This window comes from Vreelandella neptunia, from assembly GCF_022489065.1.
Lineage (GTDB): Bacteria > Pseudomonadota > Gammaproteobacteria > Pseudomonadales > Halomonadaceae > Vreelandella > Vreelandella neptunia_A.
On record NZ_JAKVTW010000013.1, the window covers coordinates 13,036 to 28,505 of the forward strand.

A 15,470-nucleotide genomic window follows, 5' to 3' on the forward strand; every position below is an offset into this window, starting at 1 on the left:
TATGGAGAGTCAAGAGCAAAACCGGGCGGGAGTGCGCCGGACGGTGATTAGAACACTGGCCGTGCTGGTCGGTATGTTCGCCTTTGCTTTTGCGTTAGTGCCGCTATATGACGTTTTTTGTCAAATTACCGGTATTAACGGCAAAGTCGATGCAACGGCACAAAGCATCGTGCATGAAGAAGTGGATGACTCCCGCTACGTTAACGTGCAATTTATCACGCGAGGTAGCCCGGGACTGCCGTGGAGAATGAGTGTTGAAATGCATCAGATGAGCGTACATCCGGGGCAAACAGCGGAAGTTGATTTTACCTTTACTAATAACAGCCACAATGAAAGTTGGGGGCGGGCTGTGCCGAGCGTCTCTCCTTCAAACGCGACTCGCCATTTACGCAAAGTGAGCTGTTTTTGTTTTGAGGAGCAGCTACTGCAGGGAGATGAACGCTTGACCATACCTCTGGTTTTCCAACTAGCGCGTGACCTGCCAGCAGAGATCAATACCATCACGCTGGTGTATACCCTTTATCCAGTTGACCATGGGACCCAGAGCGCATCACTAACGAATATAGGTAATGATAGCTTTATAAACGATCCCAAAAATGAGCAAAAAAACAATAAAGCGGCGGGAGAAACGATATGAGCAGTGGTAGCTATTACGTACCGGCGAGTAGTCGGTGGCCTGTTCTTGGTTCGGTGGCACTCGGAGCAATGATGGTCGGAACTGGCATTATGCTCGTTTACGACACAGGGCTGCCGCTTTTATTAATTGGTCTGATTGGCATAATGGCTGTCATGGGGCTCTGGTTTCGGGATGTGATCAGTGAGTCACGTGGTGGGCTGTACGATGCTCAAATGGACCGTTCGTTTCGCTGGGGTATGGGCTGGTTTATTTTTTCAGAAGTCATGTTCTTCGCCGCTTTTTTTGGGGCGCTGTTTTACGTAAGAATGTTCACCCTGCCTTGGTTAGGCGGGGAGGGGGCTAAAGGGGTTTCAGCGTTACTCTGGCCTGATTTTGTCTCGACGTGGCCGCTATTGAATCCGCCAGATACCTCCATTGAGGGGCCTCAACAAGTTTTTAGTCCCTGGCAACTCCCTCTCGTCAATACCCTTATTTTGATTACATCCAGTATTACGTTAACGGTTGCCCATGAAGCTTTAAAAGTGGGCTATCGGAGAACTTGCCGCAACTGGTTGGCAGGGACGGTGCTGTTGGGGTGCTGTTTTATAATGATTCAAGGCATTGAATATTATGAGGCTTATGCGCACTACGGTATTACATTGGAAGCCGGAATTTTTGGGGCGACGTTCTTTATATTGACCGGCTTTCATGGGCTACACGTGATTATCGGCACGATCATTCTTGCCACTATGTTGGTACGAATCATTAAAGGTCATTTCGCCGACGAGAATCATTTTGGTTTTGAAGCGTCGTGTTGGTATTGGCACTTTGTCGATGTCGTATGGGTTGGGCTCTTTATTTTCGTTTATGTTTTGTAAACGGGCTAGCCTAGTCGGCCGGACCAAAAGCCAAAAATAATGAGGGTCATTAATAGACAAGCTAGTCCAATGCGCCACTTAAGTGAAACAAGTAAGCGACGAGACGAGGAGCCATCACGTAAAAGAAAACCAGCTCCCATGGCTAGGCTGACGACCATGGCGATAAACACGGCGGCAATGAGTAGTTGTAACCACATGATGAAAACCTCTCTGCAATGGCGTTTTTATAGTTGGTGTCTTTTCTGGTCTTTGTTGGTGGTGTTAGGCACCTATTTAGGACTATGGCAGTGGGAACGGGCAGATGACAAGCGTTTAGCAATGACTGTTCGCCAGGCTGCTCCTGAATTGGTGCAACCTACCATGCAGCCGCCCCAAGGTGCCCAGGTAACATTGCGTGGCGAGTACCTGGCTGAGCACACCCTCTACTTAGATAATCGAATTGTAGATGGAAAGCTGGGTGTGGCGGTACTGACACCACTGCGTGATAGCTATGGACAACTTTGGCTAGTGCAGCGTGGTTTTTTAGCGACAGGCCCGCTTCGCGAGCCACCTCAGGCGGTTACCCCAAGCGGTAGTGTGGAAGTGAGTGCGGAATGGCAAGAGGTGCAATCAGGAGGGCCGTTATTTGGAGATAATAGAGAAGGTTTAAGGCTGCAGCAGCTAAGTCTTGACCCTTGGTATACGGCACTGGGCTCTTTTAGTTATGAGGGATGGCTGCACGCTAGCGAAGGCGATGGTGTTCTGACTCCCTGGTGGAAAGCCAACGTTATGCCAGCCAGTCGCCATATGGGCTATGCCTTCCAATGGTGGGGGTTAGCGTTGGCTGCTTTCATTGTCATGATTATCGGCGGTCGACGCTTGCGTCGCGATGCGGCTCAAACGATGTCATTGCTGAATAAAAATAAATAGGGGGAAGACTATGCAGGATGCTAAACACATTCGCCGCCAGCGGCTTAAATTAATGCTTATTTTTGTAATATTTGCTGCACCCATGGTCGCCGCTTGGGGGATGGTTGAGCTTCGTATTGGCATACCTGATCGCCATACGGCGCATGGCGAGGTCGATCTTACGCTGCCTATTTTAGATGAATGGCCATTGACAACGCTTGCCGACAATGAAGAAGAGACGTGGATTCTGGCTTTTGATTGCACTAAAGAGTGTGAAGCGCGGCAGGATGAGCTGTGGAGATTACACCGTGCTTTAGGTCGCGAAGCTCCCAGGCTAAAGCGTTTGCGAATCGGCGGAAGTGTTGAGTTGCTACCGGGTGAAGTGGTCAGTGAGTGGCAGCACTTACCACCATGGCATAAAGAAAATTCAGTATGGTTGCTCGACCCGATGGGTCGTCCAGCATTAGCATTTAATCAAAGTGTTGCGACCAAATACGTACTCGACGATATACAGCACCTTTTTAAAGTCAATCCTCAGTGAAGTGCACGAAACCTTGTCGTTAAGGAAGCACCATGTACGATATTTATGAGCGTCGCCTGAAGTGGTTAGTGCGATTAACGCTGATAGGAACTCTTTTTACCGCAGCGGTAATGTTGGTTGGTGCTTGGACACGATTAGTGGATGCAGGGCTGGGCTGCCCTGATTGGCCAGGATGCTATGGGAAGCTTTTAGTGCCCGATAACGATCATGCCACTCTACGCCATCCTGATGTGCCTTTAGAGCCCTTTAAAGCATGGGTTGAAATGATACATCGTTATATCGCTAGCCTACTCGGATTAGTGGTGCTGAGCGTTGTTGCGTTAGGTTGGCCGTTACGTAAAACGAGCGGTTACCCATGGGGGATCAGCTTGACGCTCCTGGCGGTGATTATAGTGCAAGGAGCCTTCGGTGCCTTCACGGTCACACTTCGGCTATGGCCTCAAGTCGTTACTCTTCATCTTTTGGGGGGGCTAAGTGTATTGCTGCTGTTTTTTTGGTTGCATCTTCGCTTACGCCGCGCTCAGCGAAGTCCAACAATTGAGCCTCGGCGAACTAATTTTTTGTGGGCAATGGCGGCCTGTTTACTCATAGGGCAATTAGCCTTGGGTGGGTGGGTCTCCAGCAACTATGCAGGCATTGCTTGCCAAGGATTCCCTACCTGCAATGGGCAATGGTGGCCTGAATTAGACTTAAGCGAGGGCTTTCACCTGACCCAAACCGTTGGCCCCAACTACTTGCATGGCCAGCTACATGCCGATGCTCGTACAGCTATTCATATGGTGCACCGCTTAGGCGCCATCTTGTTGGGGGTGGGGATACTAGCCCTTTGGTTGCGCTATCGTCACGCGCAGCATATCGCCAAACCATTAACGTTGGTTGTCTCTCTATACGCTTTGCAGGCCCTATTAGGCATCGCCAATGTAGTGTTATGGCTGCCTTTATGGCTGGCATTGCTACATACGGCAGGCGCCATTGCCTTATCTATGGGATTCATTTGGGCTTGGTGGTGCTGGCGCTACCATGAGGCTGGCGTTTACTCAGCGCCGCCTCGCACGATTTATAGCAACGTTATCGTTGACTGAAGAGGTCAGGCTTCCATGCGAAATATAACAATGACACTACCTGCATCCCTGCCTTTTGTAATGTGGGGCTGGAGAGAGTTACTTGGGCTGTGCAAGATAAAAGTCGTAGTAGTTATGTTGGTGTGTACTGCCGTGGGGATGGCATTAGCGACCCCAGGTTTACCACCGATGTCGAACGTACTCTTTGGCCTAGCCGGTATCGGCTTGGCTTCCTGCGGTGCGGCTGCTTTTAATCACGTTGTTGATCGCCATCTAGATGCGGTAATGACGCGTACCTCTCGCCGCCCAGTAGCTAGCAAGCGGCTACCGGTGCCGGTAGCGCTAAGTTGGGCGAGTCTACTTTCCGTAATGGGTGTGGCGCTCTTGGCTTGGCAGGTTAATCAACTAACGGCCCTGCTCACCTTTGCTTCTTTGATTGGTTATGCACTGATCTACACTGCGTTTCTTAAACGCGCAACGCCTCAAAATATTGTTATTGGAGGCGTGGCTGGCGCGGCGCCGCCGCTACTAGGCTGGGTTGCGATCACAGGTCAGATCTCCCCTGAACCGCTACTATTAATGCTGATCATTTTTGCTTGGACTCCGCCACATTTCTGGGCTCTCGCAATTCATAAGCGAGACGACTATGCACGCGCTGGTATTCCCATGCTGCCCGTTACTCATGGCATTCCATTTACGCGGCTGCAAATTTGGTTGTATGGATGGCTGACAGTATTAACGACATTGCTTCCGGTAATGATTGGCATGAGTGGCATTCTCTATTTAGCCATTGTGCTCTGTCTCAATGCGCGATTCATGTTTTGGAATTGGCGGGTATGGCGGGGGCAAGATCCTGCGGCGCCCATCGGTGCATTCTGGTTTTCGATTCGCTACTTATTAGGTGTTTTTGCCGCACTGTTGCTTGATCACTATGCAGCCACGCTGGCTTGGTGAGCCTGCGATGAGGGTGAAAACAGCAAAAAGTTATCGAAATAGTCGGATTAGGCCGTAGGCCAGCACCGTAACCAGGGCCGCGCTAAGTCATTTCAGCGTAAAACCCGCTGGGTTTTAATGTATTCGCCAGCAAATACCATAGCGAGCGGAGTCGCTAAAGGGATAAAGGACACTAGTAACAGGCTAACAGGGCCTAGCCGTACGCCGATGGGGGAGGCATTCAAAGGTTTTTTAATCTGATTTTGCTCTCGTTCGTCCATGCAGGTAATATCCTTATAATTGAGTTATAAAAAAATATCGTACAGCCTGTTCAGTTTAAATCGTGTTGTCGATTTGTGTATGAATAGCAACAGACACATTGAGCCTTGTGACTCTGTGTCAGAGGGTGATGTAGGCCATTTCGCTGGCTATCACGCGAACGTAGATGACATTGGCTGTTTGGTGGTATAAGGGTGTACAATTTTCGTCAAGTAATTTACACGCTTAATAAGGAGTTTCATGAACTCGACGGGAGCACTAATTTTACTGGCGGTGGCGATTGCAGTAATAGTAGGGTTATGCTTTTACGCATGGACCCTACGTAACGAAGTTAACCGCCGGGAAGCTTACCGACGCGATGAAGATGCTCGTGCTCAACAAAACAGCTTAGAAAATCTTGATTATGTAGCCAGTGCGCTTGTTCAAGAGCAGGTGGATATTACTGAGGGTGCCTGGCGCTGCAAAGTGTTGCTTGAAATTATCGATCCTAGTTTAACCGAGAGGAGTCAGTTTCAGGCATTTGCTGAGCACTACAACCGAACTCGTCACCTCAAAACGCATTCTGCTCGCCAGCAATTGACCCCCCGAGAGCGTATGCAGGAAGATAAAGATCGGTTGATGGTAGAAAATGACATGCGTGAAGCCGTATTAGAAGCCGCCAGGGAAGTGCTAAAATGGCGTGCCAAAGGTTCAAGCGCACTGCATTAAATAACGGTTTTGAGCGACTTTTAGTCGCCAAAAAGCATAGCATGCTATTTTTTAGTGCCCATTGTGGCAATTTTGCTATGCTGAGTGATGTCGGTATTGGCAAGAAGTTGATATCTCGGCATTGTTGCCTTCTTGCGCTTAAGCGTTAATGATAGGCACACCGTTCTATATCGACTGGGTACTGAGCTATTAGTACTTCATTAGTAGTACTGGTATTTTGGTACCATTATCAGCGATGTAGAGCAGGCGAAAAATGGATGCTCTCGCAATAAGAAGCATTGGATAGATTTGGTCACTTATGGCCATTTCAGCATTGGATCAAGAAGGAGTCTTGCATGAAAAAATCAACGACTGGCTTGCTAATCGGTTCCGCACTGGTAGTTGGCCTTTCTGGCTGTGCCAGCTCGGCCTCACAGTCTTCCAGCCAATCAAGCGCTAGCAGCGACGGCAGCTGGTACCAGCATCCGTTTGTTTGTGGTCTAGCAGGCAGTGTTATCGGTGGCAGCATCGGCTACGCCACCAGCAGTAGTTCTGATGAAGAGAGTGGAGCTGCTACCGGTGCTGTTGCCGGTGCTGCTATCGGCGGTCTGCTGTGTGCTGATCGTACTCCTGAGCCGGTTGCACCGCAGTGCCCGAGCTATGGCGAAGTACCTGCCGGTGTTGCTGTTGACGCTGAAGGTTGCCCGCTAGACTCTGACGGTGACGGCGTTCCTGATTACCGCGATCAGTGCCCAGGTACTCCTGCAGGCGTTGAAGTTAACGCTAACGGTTGCCCGCTTGATTCCGATAACGACGGTGTGCCAGATTACCGTGACCAGTGCCCGAATACGCCTGCTGGCGTAGAAGTTAACGCTCTGGGTTGCCCGGACAGTGTTGTTCTGCAAGATGTTAACTTTGAGTTTGATTCTGCTCAGTTAACGTCTAACGCACAGAATGTACTGAACGGTGTTGCTGAGCGTTTGGTCAGTAACCCTGATGTTCGCGTAAGCATCGAAGGCCACACTGATTCACGCGGTTCTGACGAGTACAACAAAAACTTGTCACAAGAGCGTGCTCAATCTGTTGCTAACTACTTAGCAAGCCGTGGCGTACAAGCTAACCGTATGCGTGCAGTAGGTTACGGTGAAGAGCAGCCGATCGCGTCTAACGAGACTGAAGAAGGCCGCTTCCAGAACCGTCGCGTTGAATTGGATGAGTGGAACTAAGTTCACTTATCTTCTGAGGTTTGCAGAGGCCATATAAACGGTTAACTGCAGTCCCCAGTAAAGAAGCGGGAGGCTTATGCCTCCCGTTTTTATTTTAAGCGGTAGGTAAGTCTGCTAGGCTTGCCTACCGCTTTTTAGCTGTAATTGTTGCACCTCCCAAGACCATTGATAGCGAAATGTGATCCTTGGTATGGATCACCACTGCGCTCAAGGAACCTGAATGCCTATTGTTACTCTGCCTGACGGCAGTCAAAAAACCTTTGAAGCACCGCTGACCATTATGCAGCTCGCAGAATCCATTGGCCCTGGTTTGGCTAAGGCCTGCATTGCTGGAAAGATCGATGGTGTGCTGGTGGATGCCGCTGACCTGATTGAAAAAGATGCAACAGTGGCGATTATCACTGCGCGTGACGATGAAGGGGTGGAAATTATCCGTCACTCCTGCGCTCACCTGATCGGTCATGCGGTCAAGCAGATGTACCCCGAAGCCAAAATGGCGATCGGGCCGGTCATTGATGACGGTTTTTACTACGATATCGAGTTTGGTCAATCCGTAACGCCGGAAGACCTGGAAGCGATAGAAAAGCGTATGCAGTCACTGATTGAGCGTGAGTACGATGTCGTTCGCGAATATGTTGATCGCGACCAGGCAATGCTGACTTTTTTACATCGTGATGAGCCTTATAAGCAGGAAATCGTTCGCGATATCCCTGGTGATGCGGCAATCCGACTTTATCATCACGAAGAATACACCGACATGTGTCGCGGCCCACACGTGCCGAATACCCGCCACTTAAAAGCTTTCAAGCTCACTAAGTTAGCCGGTGCCTATTGGCGCGGAGACGCAGCCAACACCATGTTAACGCGCATCTACGGCACCGCATGGAGCGATAAAAAGCAGCTCAAAGCGTATCTTAAGCGGCTTGAAGAAGCTGAAAAGCGCGACCATCGTAAGCTCGCCCGCAAGATGGACTTATTCCATATTCAGGAAGAAGCGCCGGGAATGGTTTTTTGGCACCCCAATGGCTGGACGATGTATCAGGCCTTGGAAGAGTACATGCGCAACATTCAGCGCGAGCATGGCTACCAGGAAATCAAAACGCCTCAGGTGGTTGACCTCTCTTTGTGGAAGAAATCCGGGCACTGGGGTCACTACAGTGAGCTGATGTTCACCACCGAGTCTGAGAAGCGCGAATACGCAGTCAAACCCATGAACTGCCCTTGCCATGTGCAGGTCTTTAATCAAGGTCTGAAAAGCTACCGTGATCTACCCCTGCGTTTGGCCGAGTTCGGCAGTTGTCACCGGAATGAACCTTCTGGTTCGCTGCATGGTCTGATGCGCGTGCGCGGCTTTACCCAAGATGATGCGCATATTTTCTGTACAGAAGGTCAAATTCAAGCGGAAGCGGAAGACTTTATAGCGCTCACACTGCAAGTGTATAAGACGCTTGGCTTTGAAGATGTCGAGCTGAAGCTTTCTACCCGTCCGGACGATTTCCTGGGCGAAGCTGAAATGTGGGATCAGGCCGAGCAGGGACTTGAGGCTGCATTGAATGCGACGGGCTTGGAGTGGGATCTACAGCCGGGTGAAGGTGCTTTTTACGGTCCTAAAATTGAATTCGCACTGCGTGATTGTCTGAATCGTGTCTGGCAGTGTGGTACCCTACAGCTCGATTTTAACTTGCCAGGGCGTTTAGGGGCTCAGTACGTTGATGAAGATGGCGTACGTAAGACCCCAGTGATGCTTCACCGCGCGATTTTGGGCTCCTTCGAGCGTTTCTTGGGGATTCTGATTGAGCACTATGCGGGCGCTATGCCATTATGGCTTGCGCCACAGCAGGCGGTTGTCATGACTATCACCGATTCACAGCGTGAATATGCGCTTGATTTGGAGAAACGTCTGCAAAAAAGTGGCTTACGTGTTAAAGCGGACTTGAGGAACGAGAAGATCGGCTTTAAAATCCGTGAGCATACGTTACAGAAAGTTCCCTATCTCCTTGTGGTAGGAGATAAGGAAGTCGAAGCTGACTCAGTGGCCGTGCGAACACGCAGCGGCGAAAACCTCGGTACAATGACGGTCGATGAATTTATTGAACGCCATACTGCCGAGAGAGCAGCCCTGGCGACATCGTCAATTGCCTAAGGAGACGGAACGATCAAGAGAAGCAACCAGCGCGGGCGTCCAGCAGACAAGCGCCCACCAATGAACGAGCGAATTGTCGAAGAAGAAGTGCGTCTTATTGGTAGCGACGGTGAGCAGTTGGGTGTTGTGCCCACCACCGAAGCGCTAGAGCGTGCTGAATCTGAAAGCTTAGATCTCGTGCAAATTTCGAATGCCGACCCCATCGTCTGTAAGATCATGGATTACGGCAAGTTCGTTTTTGAGACCAAGAAGCAGAAAGCGGCTCAAAAGAAGAAGCAGAAGCAAATCCAGGTTAAGGAAGTTAAATTCCGTCCTGGCACCGACGAAGGCGATTATCAGGTCAAGCTTAAAAACCTGACGCGCTTTTTGGAAGGTGGTGACAAGGGCAAAGTCACACTGCGCTTCCGTGGTCGCGAAATGGCGCACCAGGACATCGGTCGTAAGCTGATGGAACGGATCGCGGCAGACCTGGAAGAGATCGGAGTGGTAGAGGCTTTTCCGAAAATGGAAGGCCGCCAGATGATCATGATTATTGCCCCGAAAAAGAAGTGATCCAACGGCGTTGTCAACGGGCCACCGTTAAACCGGTGGTCGGCCCTGGGTTTTCTAAAAAATATCGAGCGGAGTTTTCCTCATGCCGAAAATCAAAAGCAACAGCGGCGCTGCCAAGCGCTTCAAGAAGACTGCTAATGGCTTTAAGCACAAGCAGTCTCACCGTAGCCACATCTTGACCAAGAAAACGACCAAGCGTAAGCGTCAACTGCGTGGAATGAAGCAAATTCACGCGGCTGATAAAGCACTTATCCAGCGTATGCTGCCGAATCTATAATTCGGGTTTTCGTTTTTCTGGGCGCATAATTTTTTGCCCCAGCCTTAAAGTCAGGAGTGTGTTATGACTCGAGTTAAACGTGGCGTAGTAGCGCGTCGTCGCCATAAAAAAGTATTGAAGCTTGCTAAAGGTTACTACGGTGCCCGTTCGCGCGTTTTCCGCGTTGCTAAGCAAGCCGTTATCAAGGCTGGTCAGTATGCCTATCGTGACCGTCGTAACCGTAAGCGCCAGTTCCGCGCGCTATGGATCCAGCGTATTAACGCCGGTGCACGCGTCAACGGTATGTCTTACAGCCGCTTTGTAGGTGGTCTTAAGAAAGCCGGTATCGAAATCGACCGTAAAGTATTGGCCGATTTGGCAGTACACGAGAAGGCTGCATTTGCTGCCATCGTGGAAAAAGCCAAGGCTGCCCAATAAGGTAGTGTTTGCTGGGCTTTTGCCCGTGCAACGTACCTGAGGTCATTTAAGAGTGACCCATACAGGGGAAGAGCAGCCGCTCTTCCCCTGTTTTTTTTGTCACCTTCAACGTGCCACGCCATCTTCAGGGATGGACACCGCTTAATTCGGAGTGAAACGGATGGATCACCTTCCTACTCTGGTATCTGAGGCTCGCGACGCCATTCAGGCTGCGCAGAGTGTCGCCGCACTAGACGAGTTACGAGTACGCTACTTAGGTAAGAAAGGTGAGGTAACCGCCTTGCTGAAAGGCCTGGGGAAACTGTCAGCCGAAGAGCGCCCGGCAGCGGGTGAGCGTATTAATCAGGCTAAGCAAACGCTGGCCGACGAAATTGATGCCAAGCGCCAGCAGCTTGAAAGTGTTGCGCTCAATGCCCGTTTGGCTGCTGAGAGTATCGATGTCACCTTGCCAGGGCGTGGCCAAGCCGAAGGCGGTCTGCATCCTGTGACGCGTACGCTTGAGCGCATAGAGGGGCTTTTCACTCGGATTGGTTATGATGTGGCGGTAGGGCCCGAGATTGAGGACGACTATCACAATTTCGAAGCCCTCAATATTCCTGCTCACCATCCTGCTCGTGGTATGGCCGATACCTTCTATTTTGATGCCACTCGCCTGCTCCGCACCCACACTTCGCCAGTGCAAGTGCGCACGATGAAAAGCAGCGAACCGCCGATTCGTATCGTTTGCCCAGGGCGGGTGTATCGCAGTGACTCTGATCTGACCCACACGCCCATGTTCCATCAAGTCGAGGGGTTGCTAGTCGATGAGGGCGTTAGTTTTGCTGACCTCAAAGGTACGATCGAAGACTTTTTGCAGGCATTTTTCGAGCGCGACGACCTTTCGGTGCGTTTCCGTCCCTCCTACTTTCCATTCACTGAACCTTCCGCCGAAGTAGATATTCAGTGCGTGATGTGCAGTGGGGCGGGCTGTCGTGTCTGTTCTCATAGCGGTTGGCTGGAAGTGATGGGTTGCGGCATGGTTCACCCTGAAGTCTTCCGCCATTCGGGCATTGATACCGAGCGCTATACCGGTTTTGCCTTCGGAATGGGGGCTGAGCGTTTGGCAATGCTGCGGTACGGCGTGAATGACTTACGCCTGTTCTTTGAAAACGATCTGCGTTTTTTACGTCAATTCGCTTAAGACCGCCGCCGAATACAGGATCAACGATGAAATTTTCAGAACAGTGGCTGCGTGAGTGGGTATCGCCGCAGCTTGAAACGCAGGCAATGGCCGACCAAATCACCATGGCGGGCTTGGAAGTTGACGCTGTGGAAGCGGTAGCCGCTGCATTTAGTGGTGTCGTGGTGGCTGAGGTGTTGACTAAAGAGAAGCACCCAGACGCGGATAAGCTCAATGTATGTACCGTTAATGACGGTAGCGGGGAGCCTGTTCAGGTTGTCTGCGGGGCGCCCAATGTAGAGGTTGGCCAGAAAATTCCCTTTGCCCAGGTGGGTGGAGTGTTGCCGGGTGACTTTAAGATCAAAAAGGCCAAGCTCCGTGGCGTAGAGTCTCGCGGGATGATCTGTTCCGCATCGGAGCTGGGGCTTGAAGAGGAGGCTTCGGCCGGCATTCTGGTGCTGTCGTCAGCTGCGCCTGTGGGCATCGATTTCCGCGAGTTCATGCACCTTAATGACATGACGATTGAGGTCGATCTGACACCCAATCGCGGTGACTGCTTAAGCATTAAGGGGCTGTCGCGCGAAGTTGGTGTGCTCAACCGATTACCGGTTAAAGGGCCAATGATAAAGCCGTTGGCTGCTGAGATTGAGGATAGCTTCTCGGTTAGTATTGAGGCGCCTGAGCAGTGCCCGCGCTATATCGGCCGCGTGATCAAGGGTGTCAATGTTCATGCTGAAACACCCCTTTGGATGGCTGAGCGTCTGCGCCGCAGTGGCGTACGTTCTATTGACCCAGTGGTGGATATTACCAACTACGTCATGCTGGAACTGGGCCAGCCGATGCACGCTTTTGACCGTGACAACCTGCAAGAGGGCATAGTGGTTCGCATGGCCAAGCCAGGCGAGAAGCTAACGCTGCTTGATGGTAATGAAGTGGCGCTCCGCCCTGAAACGTTGTTGATCGCCGATCAATCCGGGCCGCTTGCCATGGCAGGCGTGATGGGGGGCGAAAACTCCGGCGTTAATAAAAATACCCGAACTATTTTTCTTGAGTCAGCATTTTTCACGCCGCTTGCGATTGCAGGACAGGCGCGCTCTTACGGTTTGCATACCGATGCATCGCATCGTTTTGAGCGCGGTGTCGACCCGCAGCTCACGCCAGTAGCTGTAGAGCGAGCTACACAGCTTTTAATTGAAATATGTGGCGGTCAGGCGGGTCCTGTGGTTGAAGTGACAAGTGCTGAGCATATGCCCGCAGAACGCGCGATTATATTGCGCAGCGAGCGTTTAGAAAAAGCGCTTTCCAAGGCCCTTGATAGCGATGACGTGACCGATATTCTTCAGCGTCTAGGGCTTAATGTCACTATGCAAGGTGGCGATTGGGCCGTTACTGCACCCAGTTGGCGCTTTGATCTCGCCATTGAGGAAGACCTGATCGAAGAGGTGGCGCGCATCCATGGCTATAACAATTTGCCAGTGCGTCGTCCTGCAGCACGCTTGGCGCTGCGCTCTGCGGATGAGGCGAAGCTCACCCAATCGCGACTGCGTCGACAGATGGTCGCTCGTGGTTTCCAGGAGGCGATCACTTACAGCTTTGTCGCCCCTGAGTTGCAAGCGGCGCTGTTACCAGATGCCGTAACCCCCGTGCTTGCTAACCCTATCTCAGCTGATTTGTCGGTAATGCGCGCAAGCTTATTTCCAGGTTTGGTGCGTGCCATGGAGTACAACCTCAATCGCCAGCAAACCCGCGTGCGGTTATTTGAAACTGGGCTAGTATTTAACGGCGAGCTGGATGCTTTATCGCAAGTGCCTATGCTGGGTGCGTTAGTGTGTGGCCCGCGTGAAGCGGAAGGGTGGAGTGGCGCCAAAGAGCGCGTCGACTTTTATGACTTAAAAGGTGACTTAGAGAGCGTCATCGCTTTGGGTGGTGAGGCTGATGCATGGCGGTTTGAGCCTGCTGAACACCCGGCGCTTCATCCAGGACAAAGTGCGCAGCTGATGCATAACGGTGAGCCTGCAGGTTGGATTGGTACTTTGCATCCCCAAGTGCGAGCTACGCTTGGTTTGAAAATGGATGCTGTGCTGTTTGAAGTGCGTTTGGATATGCTAAGCCAGGGTAGCGTGCCAGCCTTTGAGCCGCTATCTCGCTTTCCGGAGGTGCGTCGGGATTTGGCGTTTATGCTTAAGGAAGCTACTCCTGTTCAATCGTTGCTGGATTGTGCCAAGGAGCAAGCGGGCGATTATCTGCAGGATATCAAGTTATTTGACGTTTATGCGGGTAAAGGGATCGCTGAAGGCTATAAGAGTATTGCGTTGGGCTTGACCTGGCAGCATCCATCGCGCACGCTAAACGACGAGGAAATCAACCAGTTGGTCGATTCAATTGTGACACAAGTGCGTGTCAAGCTGGATGCGGAGCTGCGCGGCTAATAAGTAGTTAAGCGAATGCTTAGGCCACGCCACGATGCTTATCACGCTCTTGGCAATGCGTTTGCTACTGTACGGTTGATACGGTGCGTTTGAAACTGTATCTGCTTCAAGGATAAGGAGAAACCTTATGGGTGCGTTGACCAAAGCAGAACTGGCTGAGCATTTGCATGCTGAGCTGGCCCTGTCCAAACGAGAAGCGAAGGCCATGGTCGAAGCTTTTTTTGAAGAGATTCGAGCTTGCCTTCGTGAGAACGAACAGGTGAAGTTATCAGGATTTGGCAACTTTGATCTGCGTGATAAGCGCGAGCGACCAGGTCGGAATCCTAAAACCGGGGAAGAAATTCCGATTTCTGCTCGGCGGGTGGTAACGTTTCGTCCAGGGCAGAAGCTTAAGCAACAGGTAGAGCATTACGTGGGTGGCGAGTAGCGTTTTGGAAGATAGGCGTATTGGCTTGGCTTAATATTGCTTAGCGCTCTCATATACTCTAAAAGGAGTGCCTTCGGGCGCTCCTTTTCTCGTTCTATTTATGCGACCTAATTCGCGGCTATTTTTATAGCCAGCATAATTACACGCCACCGCCCTCAATTAGCCACGTTATTACCACTTTAATGACGTAACCCAGCATGCCTGCTCCTAGCACAACAAACAGCATGATGGTGCCAAATTTGCCAGCGTTAGACTTTTTAGCCAAGTCCCAGATAATGAAACACATAAATATGATTAAGCCGCCAACCATGATTGGGGTGATCCAAGTCTCGAAGGTTTGCTGCATAGGTACTCCCAAGTAGTGTGTTTTAGCCAAGCACCGCGAGTGGTGTGTTTCATTCTAACCAGTCATGTTAATATTTGAGCAAATTCATCGGGTATTTGTCGACTTGACGGTTGGCGCTGTGACACTTTGACAGGGGAGTGACAATGCCAAAACTGAATATTTTGGTGGGCACCATGTATGGCGGTGCCCTTGATGTGGCAGAGCAAGTGAAGCCCCTTTTTGAGCAGGCCGGTTATGTGGTGGAGATTATAGAGCAGCCATCTGTTAATGATATTGCCCATGGTGATGCCGATTTGGCGCTGTTCTGTGTATCGACGACGGGCAGTGGTGATTTTCCAGGTAGCTTTGTTCCTTTCGTGCGCAGTCTGCGCGATCAAAGCCCCGAGCTCTCTTCGTTACGCTACGGTCTTATTGCCTTAGGCGATAGCTCTTATGGCGATACCTTTTGTGGCGCGGGTCGCGCGCTGGATGAGCTGCTGATAGATCATGGCGCCACTCGATTGGGAGAGCGTTTAGAGATCGACGCCATGGAAACCTTCATGGCCGATGATGCCGCTATCCCGTGGGTAGAAGAGTGGATTGTTGCCCAGCAGCTAGAGGCCGTTTGAGCG

The 15,470-nt window shown here is 51.1% G+C and carries 18 protein-coding genes; 16 read left to right on the top strand and 2 right to left on the bottom strand.

What is annotated here, in order from left to right; all coding sequences use genetic code 11:
• The first annotated feature begins 1 nt into the window (after position 1).
• Both MLE19_RS15595 and MLE19_RS15600 read left to right on the top strand, forming a co-directional pair.
• On the top strand, positions 2–637 hold the full coding sequence (locus MLE19_RS15595; protein WP_240719061.1) for a cytochrome c oxidase assembly protein: 636 nt from the start codon (positions 2–4) through the stop codon (positions 635–637).
• Positions 634–1,494, top strand: coding sequence for a cytochrome c oxidase subunit 3 (locus MLE19_RS15600; protein WP_240719062.1), 861 nt, complete (start codon positions 634–636; stop codon positions 1,492–1,494). The genes MLE19_RS15595 and MLE19_RS15600 overlap by 4 nt, the downstream gene beginning before the upstream one ends.
• 5 nt (positions 1,495–1,499) lie before the next feature.
• Here MLE19_RS15600 and MLE19_RS15605 read toward each other — a convergent pair whose 3' ends face one another.
• Positions 1,500–1,691: a DUF2909 domain-containing protein gene (locus MLE19_RS15605; RefSeq protein ID WP_240719063.1), complete on the bottom strand. Its 192-nt coding sequence runs from the start codon at positions 1,689–1,691 to the stop codon at positions 1,500–1,502.
• Here MLE19_RS15605 and MLE19_RS15610 point away from each other — a divergent pair.
• The 13 genes from MLE19_RS15610 to MLE19_RS15670 all read left to right on the top strand — a co-directional run bounded on the left by MLE19_RS15610 (position 1,690) and on the right by MLE19_RS15670 (position 14,513).
• The gene (locus MLE19_RS15610; RefSeq protein WP_240719064.1) at positions 1,690–2,403 is read left to right on the top strand and encodes an SURF1 family protein; all 714 of its coding nucleotides are present in this window, start codon (positions 1,690–1,692) and stop codon (positions 2,401–2,403) included. The genes MLE19_RS15605 and MLE19_RS15610 overlap by 2 nt on opposite strands.
• 10 nt (positions 2,404–2,413) lie before the next feature.
• A complete protein-coding gene (locus MLE19_RS15615) occupies positions 2,414–2,923 on the top strand; it encodes a hypothetical protein (RefSeq protein ID WP_240719065.1) in 510 nt (169 codons plus the stop codon).
• A 32-nt stretch (positions 2,924–2,955) separates the two neighbouring features.
• The gene (locus tag MLE19_RS15620) at positions 2,956–4,005 is read left to right on the top strand and encodes a COX15/CtaA family protein (protein WP_240719066.1); all 1,050 of its coding nucleotides are present in this window, start codon (positions 2,956–2,958) and stop codon (positions 4,003–4,005) included.
• Positions 4,006–4,020: 15 nt separating this feature from the next.
• Positions 4,021–4,938: a heme o synthase gene (gene cyoE / locus MLE19_RS15625; RefSeq protein WP_240719067.1), complete on the top strand. Its 918-nt coding sequence runs from the start codon at positions 4,021–4,023 to the stop codon at positions 4,936–4,938.
• Between the two features lie 498 nt (positions 4,939–5,436).
• Positions 5,437–5,904, top strand: a complete 468-nt coding sequence (locus tag MLE19_RS15630) for a DUF2489 domain-containing protein (RefSeq protein ID WP_240719068.1) — start codon at positions 5,437–5,439, stop codon at positions 5,902–5,904.
• A gap of 335 nt (positions 5,905–6,239) precedes the next feature.
• On the top strand, positions 6,240–7,109 hold the full coding sequence (locus MLE19_RS15635; RefSeq protein WP_240719069.1) for an OmpA family protein: 870 nt from the start codon (positions 6,240–6,242) through the stop codon (positions 7,107–7,109).
• A gap of 220 nt (positions 7,110–7,329) precedes the next feature.
• On the top strand, positions 7,330–9,252 hold the full coding sequence (thrS, locus tag MLE19_RS15640; RefSeq protein WP_240719070.1) for a threonine--tRNA ligase: 1,923 nt from the start codon (positions 7,330–7,332) through the stop codon (positions 9,250–9,252).
• Between the two features lie 60 nt (positions 9,253–9,312).
• Entirely contained in the window at positions 9,313–9,804 is a 492-nt protein-coding gene (infC, locus tag MLE19_RS15645; protein WP_009287797.1) for a translation initiation factor IF-3, read from the top strand.
• 82 nt (positions 9,805–9,886) lie between these two features.
• Positions 9,887–10,081: a 50S ribosomal protein L35 gene (gene rpmI / locus MLE19_RS15650; RefSeq protein ID WP_240719071.1), complete on the top strand. Its 195-nt coding sequence runs from the start codon at positions 9,887–9,889 to the stop codon at positions 10,079–10,081.
• 63 nt (positions 10,082–10,144) lie between these two features.
• Positions 10,145–10,498, top strand: a complete 354-nt coding sequence (gene rplT / locus MLE19_RS15655; RefSeq protein ID WP_007114344.1) for a 50S ribosomal protein L20 — start codon at positions 10,145–10,147, stop codon at positions 10,496–10,498.
• A 160-nt stretch (positions 10,499–10,658) separates the two neighbouring features.
• Entirely contained in the window at positions 10,659–11,678 is a 1,020-nt protein-coding gene (gene pheS, locus MLE19_RS15660; protein ID WP_240719072.1) for a phenylalanine--tRNA ligase subunit alpha, read from the top strand.
• A 26-nt stretch (positions 11,679–11,704) separates the two neighbouring features.
• Entirely contained in the window at positions 11,705–14,086 is a 2,382-nt protein-coding gene (pheT, locus tag MLE19_RS15665; protein WP_240719073.1) for a phenylalanine--tRNA ligase subunit beta, read from the top strand.
• Between the two features lie 127 nt (positions 14,087–14,213).
• A complete protein-coding gene (locus MLE19_RS15670) occupies positions 14,214–14,513 on the top strand; it encodes an integration host factor subunit alpha (protein WP_035579533.1) in 300 nt (99 codons plus the stop codon).
• 139 nt (positions 14,514–14,652) lie between these two features.
• Here MLE19_RS15670 and MLE19_RS15675 read toward each other — a convergent pair whose 3' ends face one another.
• Entirely contained in the window at positions 14,653–14,859 is a 207-nt protein-coding gene (locus MLE19_RS15675; protein WP_240719074.1) for a DUF2788 domain-containing protein, read from the bottom strand.
• 143 nt (positions 14,860–15,002) lie between these two features.
• Between MLE19_RS15675 and MLE19_RS15680 the strand changes: the two genes are divergently transcribed.
• Positions 15,003–15,467 (top strand): flavodoxin, encoded by a 465-nt coding sequence (locus tag MLE19_RS15680; protein WP_240719075.1) that lies wholly within the window; start codon positions 15,003–15,005, stop codon positions 15,465–15,467.
• Positions 15,468–15,470 lie beyond the last annotated feature (3 nt).

What these genes read in the sequence shown, in the direction of transcription:
- rpmI (WP_240719071.1), top strand. Translation starts at nt 9,887, where the DNA reads ATGCCGAAAATCAAAAGCAACAGCGGCGCTGCCAAGCGCTTCAAGAAG.
- MLE19_RS15610 (WP_240719064.1), top strand. Translation starts at nt 1,690, where the DNA reads ATGATGAAAACCTCTCTGCAATGGCGTTTTTATAGTTGGTGTCTTTTC.
- pheT (WP_240719073.1), top strand. Translation starts at nt 11,705, where the DNA reads ATGAAATTTTCAGAACAGTGGCTGCGTGAGTGGGTATCGCCGCAGCTT.
- pheS (WP_240719072.1), top strand. Translation starts at nt 10,659, where the DNA reads ATGGATCACCTTCCTACTCTGGTATCTGAGGCTCGCGACGCCATTCAG.
- MLE19_RS15635 (WP_240719069.1), top strand. Translation starts at nt 6,240, where the DNA reads ATGAAAAAATCAACGACTGGCTTGCTAATCGGTTCCGCACTGGTAGTT.
- MLE19_RS15675 (WP_240719074.1), bottom strand. Translation starts at nt 14,859, where the DNA reads ATGCAGCAAACCTTCGAGACTTGGATCACCCCAATCATGGTTGGCGGC.
- MLE19_RS15630 (WP_240719068.1), top strand. Translation starts at nt 5,437, where the DNA reads ATGAACTCGACGGGAGCACTAATTTTACTGGCGGTGGCGATTGCAGTA.
- thrS (WP_240719070.1), top strand. Translation starts at nt 7,330, where the DNA reads ATGCCTATTGTTACTCTGCCTGACGGCAGTCAAAAAACCTTTGAAGCA.
- infC (WP_009287797.1), top strand. Translation starts at nt 9,313, where the DNA reads ATGAACGAGCGAATTGTCGAAGAAGAAGTGCGTCTTATTGGTAGCGAC.
- cyoE (WP_240719067.1), top strand. Translation starts at nt 4,021, where the DNA reads ATGCGAAATATAACAATGACACTACCTGCATCCCTGCCTTTTGTAATG.
- MLE19_RS15620 (WP_240719066.1), top strand. Translation starts at nt 2,956, where the DNA reads ATGTACGATATTTATGAGCGTCGCCTGAAGTGGTTAGTGCGATTAACG.
- MLE19_RS15605 (WP_240719063.1), bottom strand. Translation starts at nt 1,691, where the DNA reads ATGTGGTTACAACTACTCATTGCCGCCGTGTTTATCGCCATGGTCGTC.
- rplT (WP_007114344.1), top strand. Translation starts at nt 10,145, where the DNA reads ATGACTCGAGTTAAACGTGGCGTAGTAGCGCGTCGTCGCCATAAAAAA.
- MLE19_RS15600 (WP_240719062.1), top strand. Translation starts at nt 634, where the DNA reads ATGAGCAGTGGTAGCTATTACGTACCGGCGAGTAGTCGGTGGCCTGTT.
- MLE19_RS15615 (WP_240719065.1), top strand. Translation starts at nt 2,414, where the DNA reads ATGCAGGATGCTAAACACATTCGCCGCCAGCGGCTTAAATTAATGCTT.
- MLE19_RS15680 (WP_240719075.1), top strand. Translation starts at nt 15,003, where the DNA reads ATGCCAAAACTGAATATTTTGGTGGGCACCATGTATGGCGGTGCCCTT.
- MLE19_RS15595 (WP_240719061.1), top strand. Translation starts at nt 2, where the DNA reads ATGGAGAGTCAAGAGCAAAACCGGGCGGGAGTGCGCCGGACGGTGATT.
- MLE19_RS15670 (WP_035579533.1), top strand. Translation starts at nt 14,214, where the DNA reads ATGGGTGCGTTGACCAAAGCAGAACTGGCTGAGCATTTGCATGCTGAG.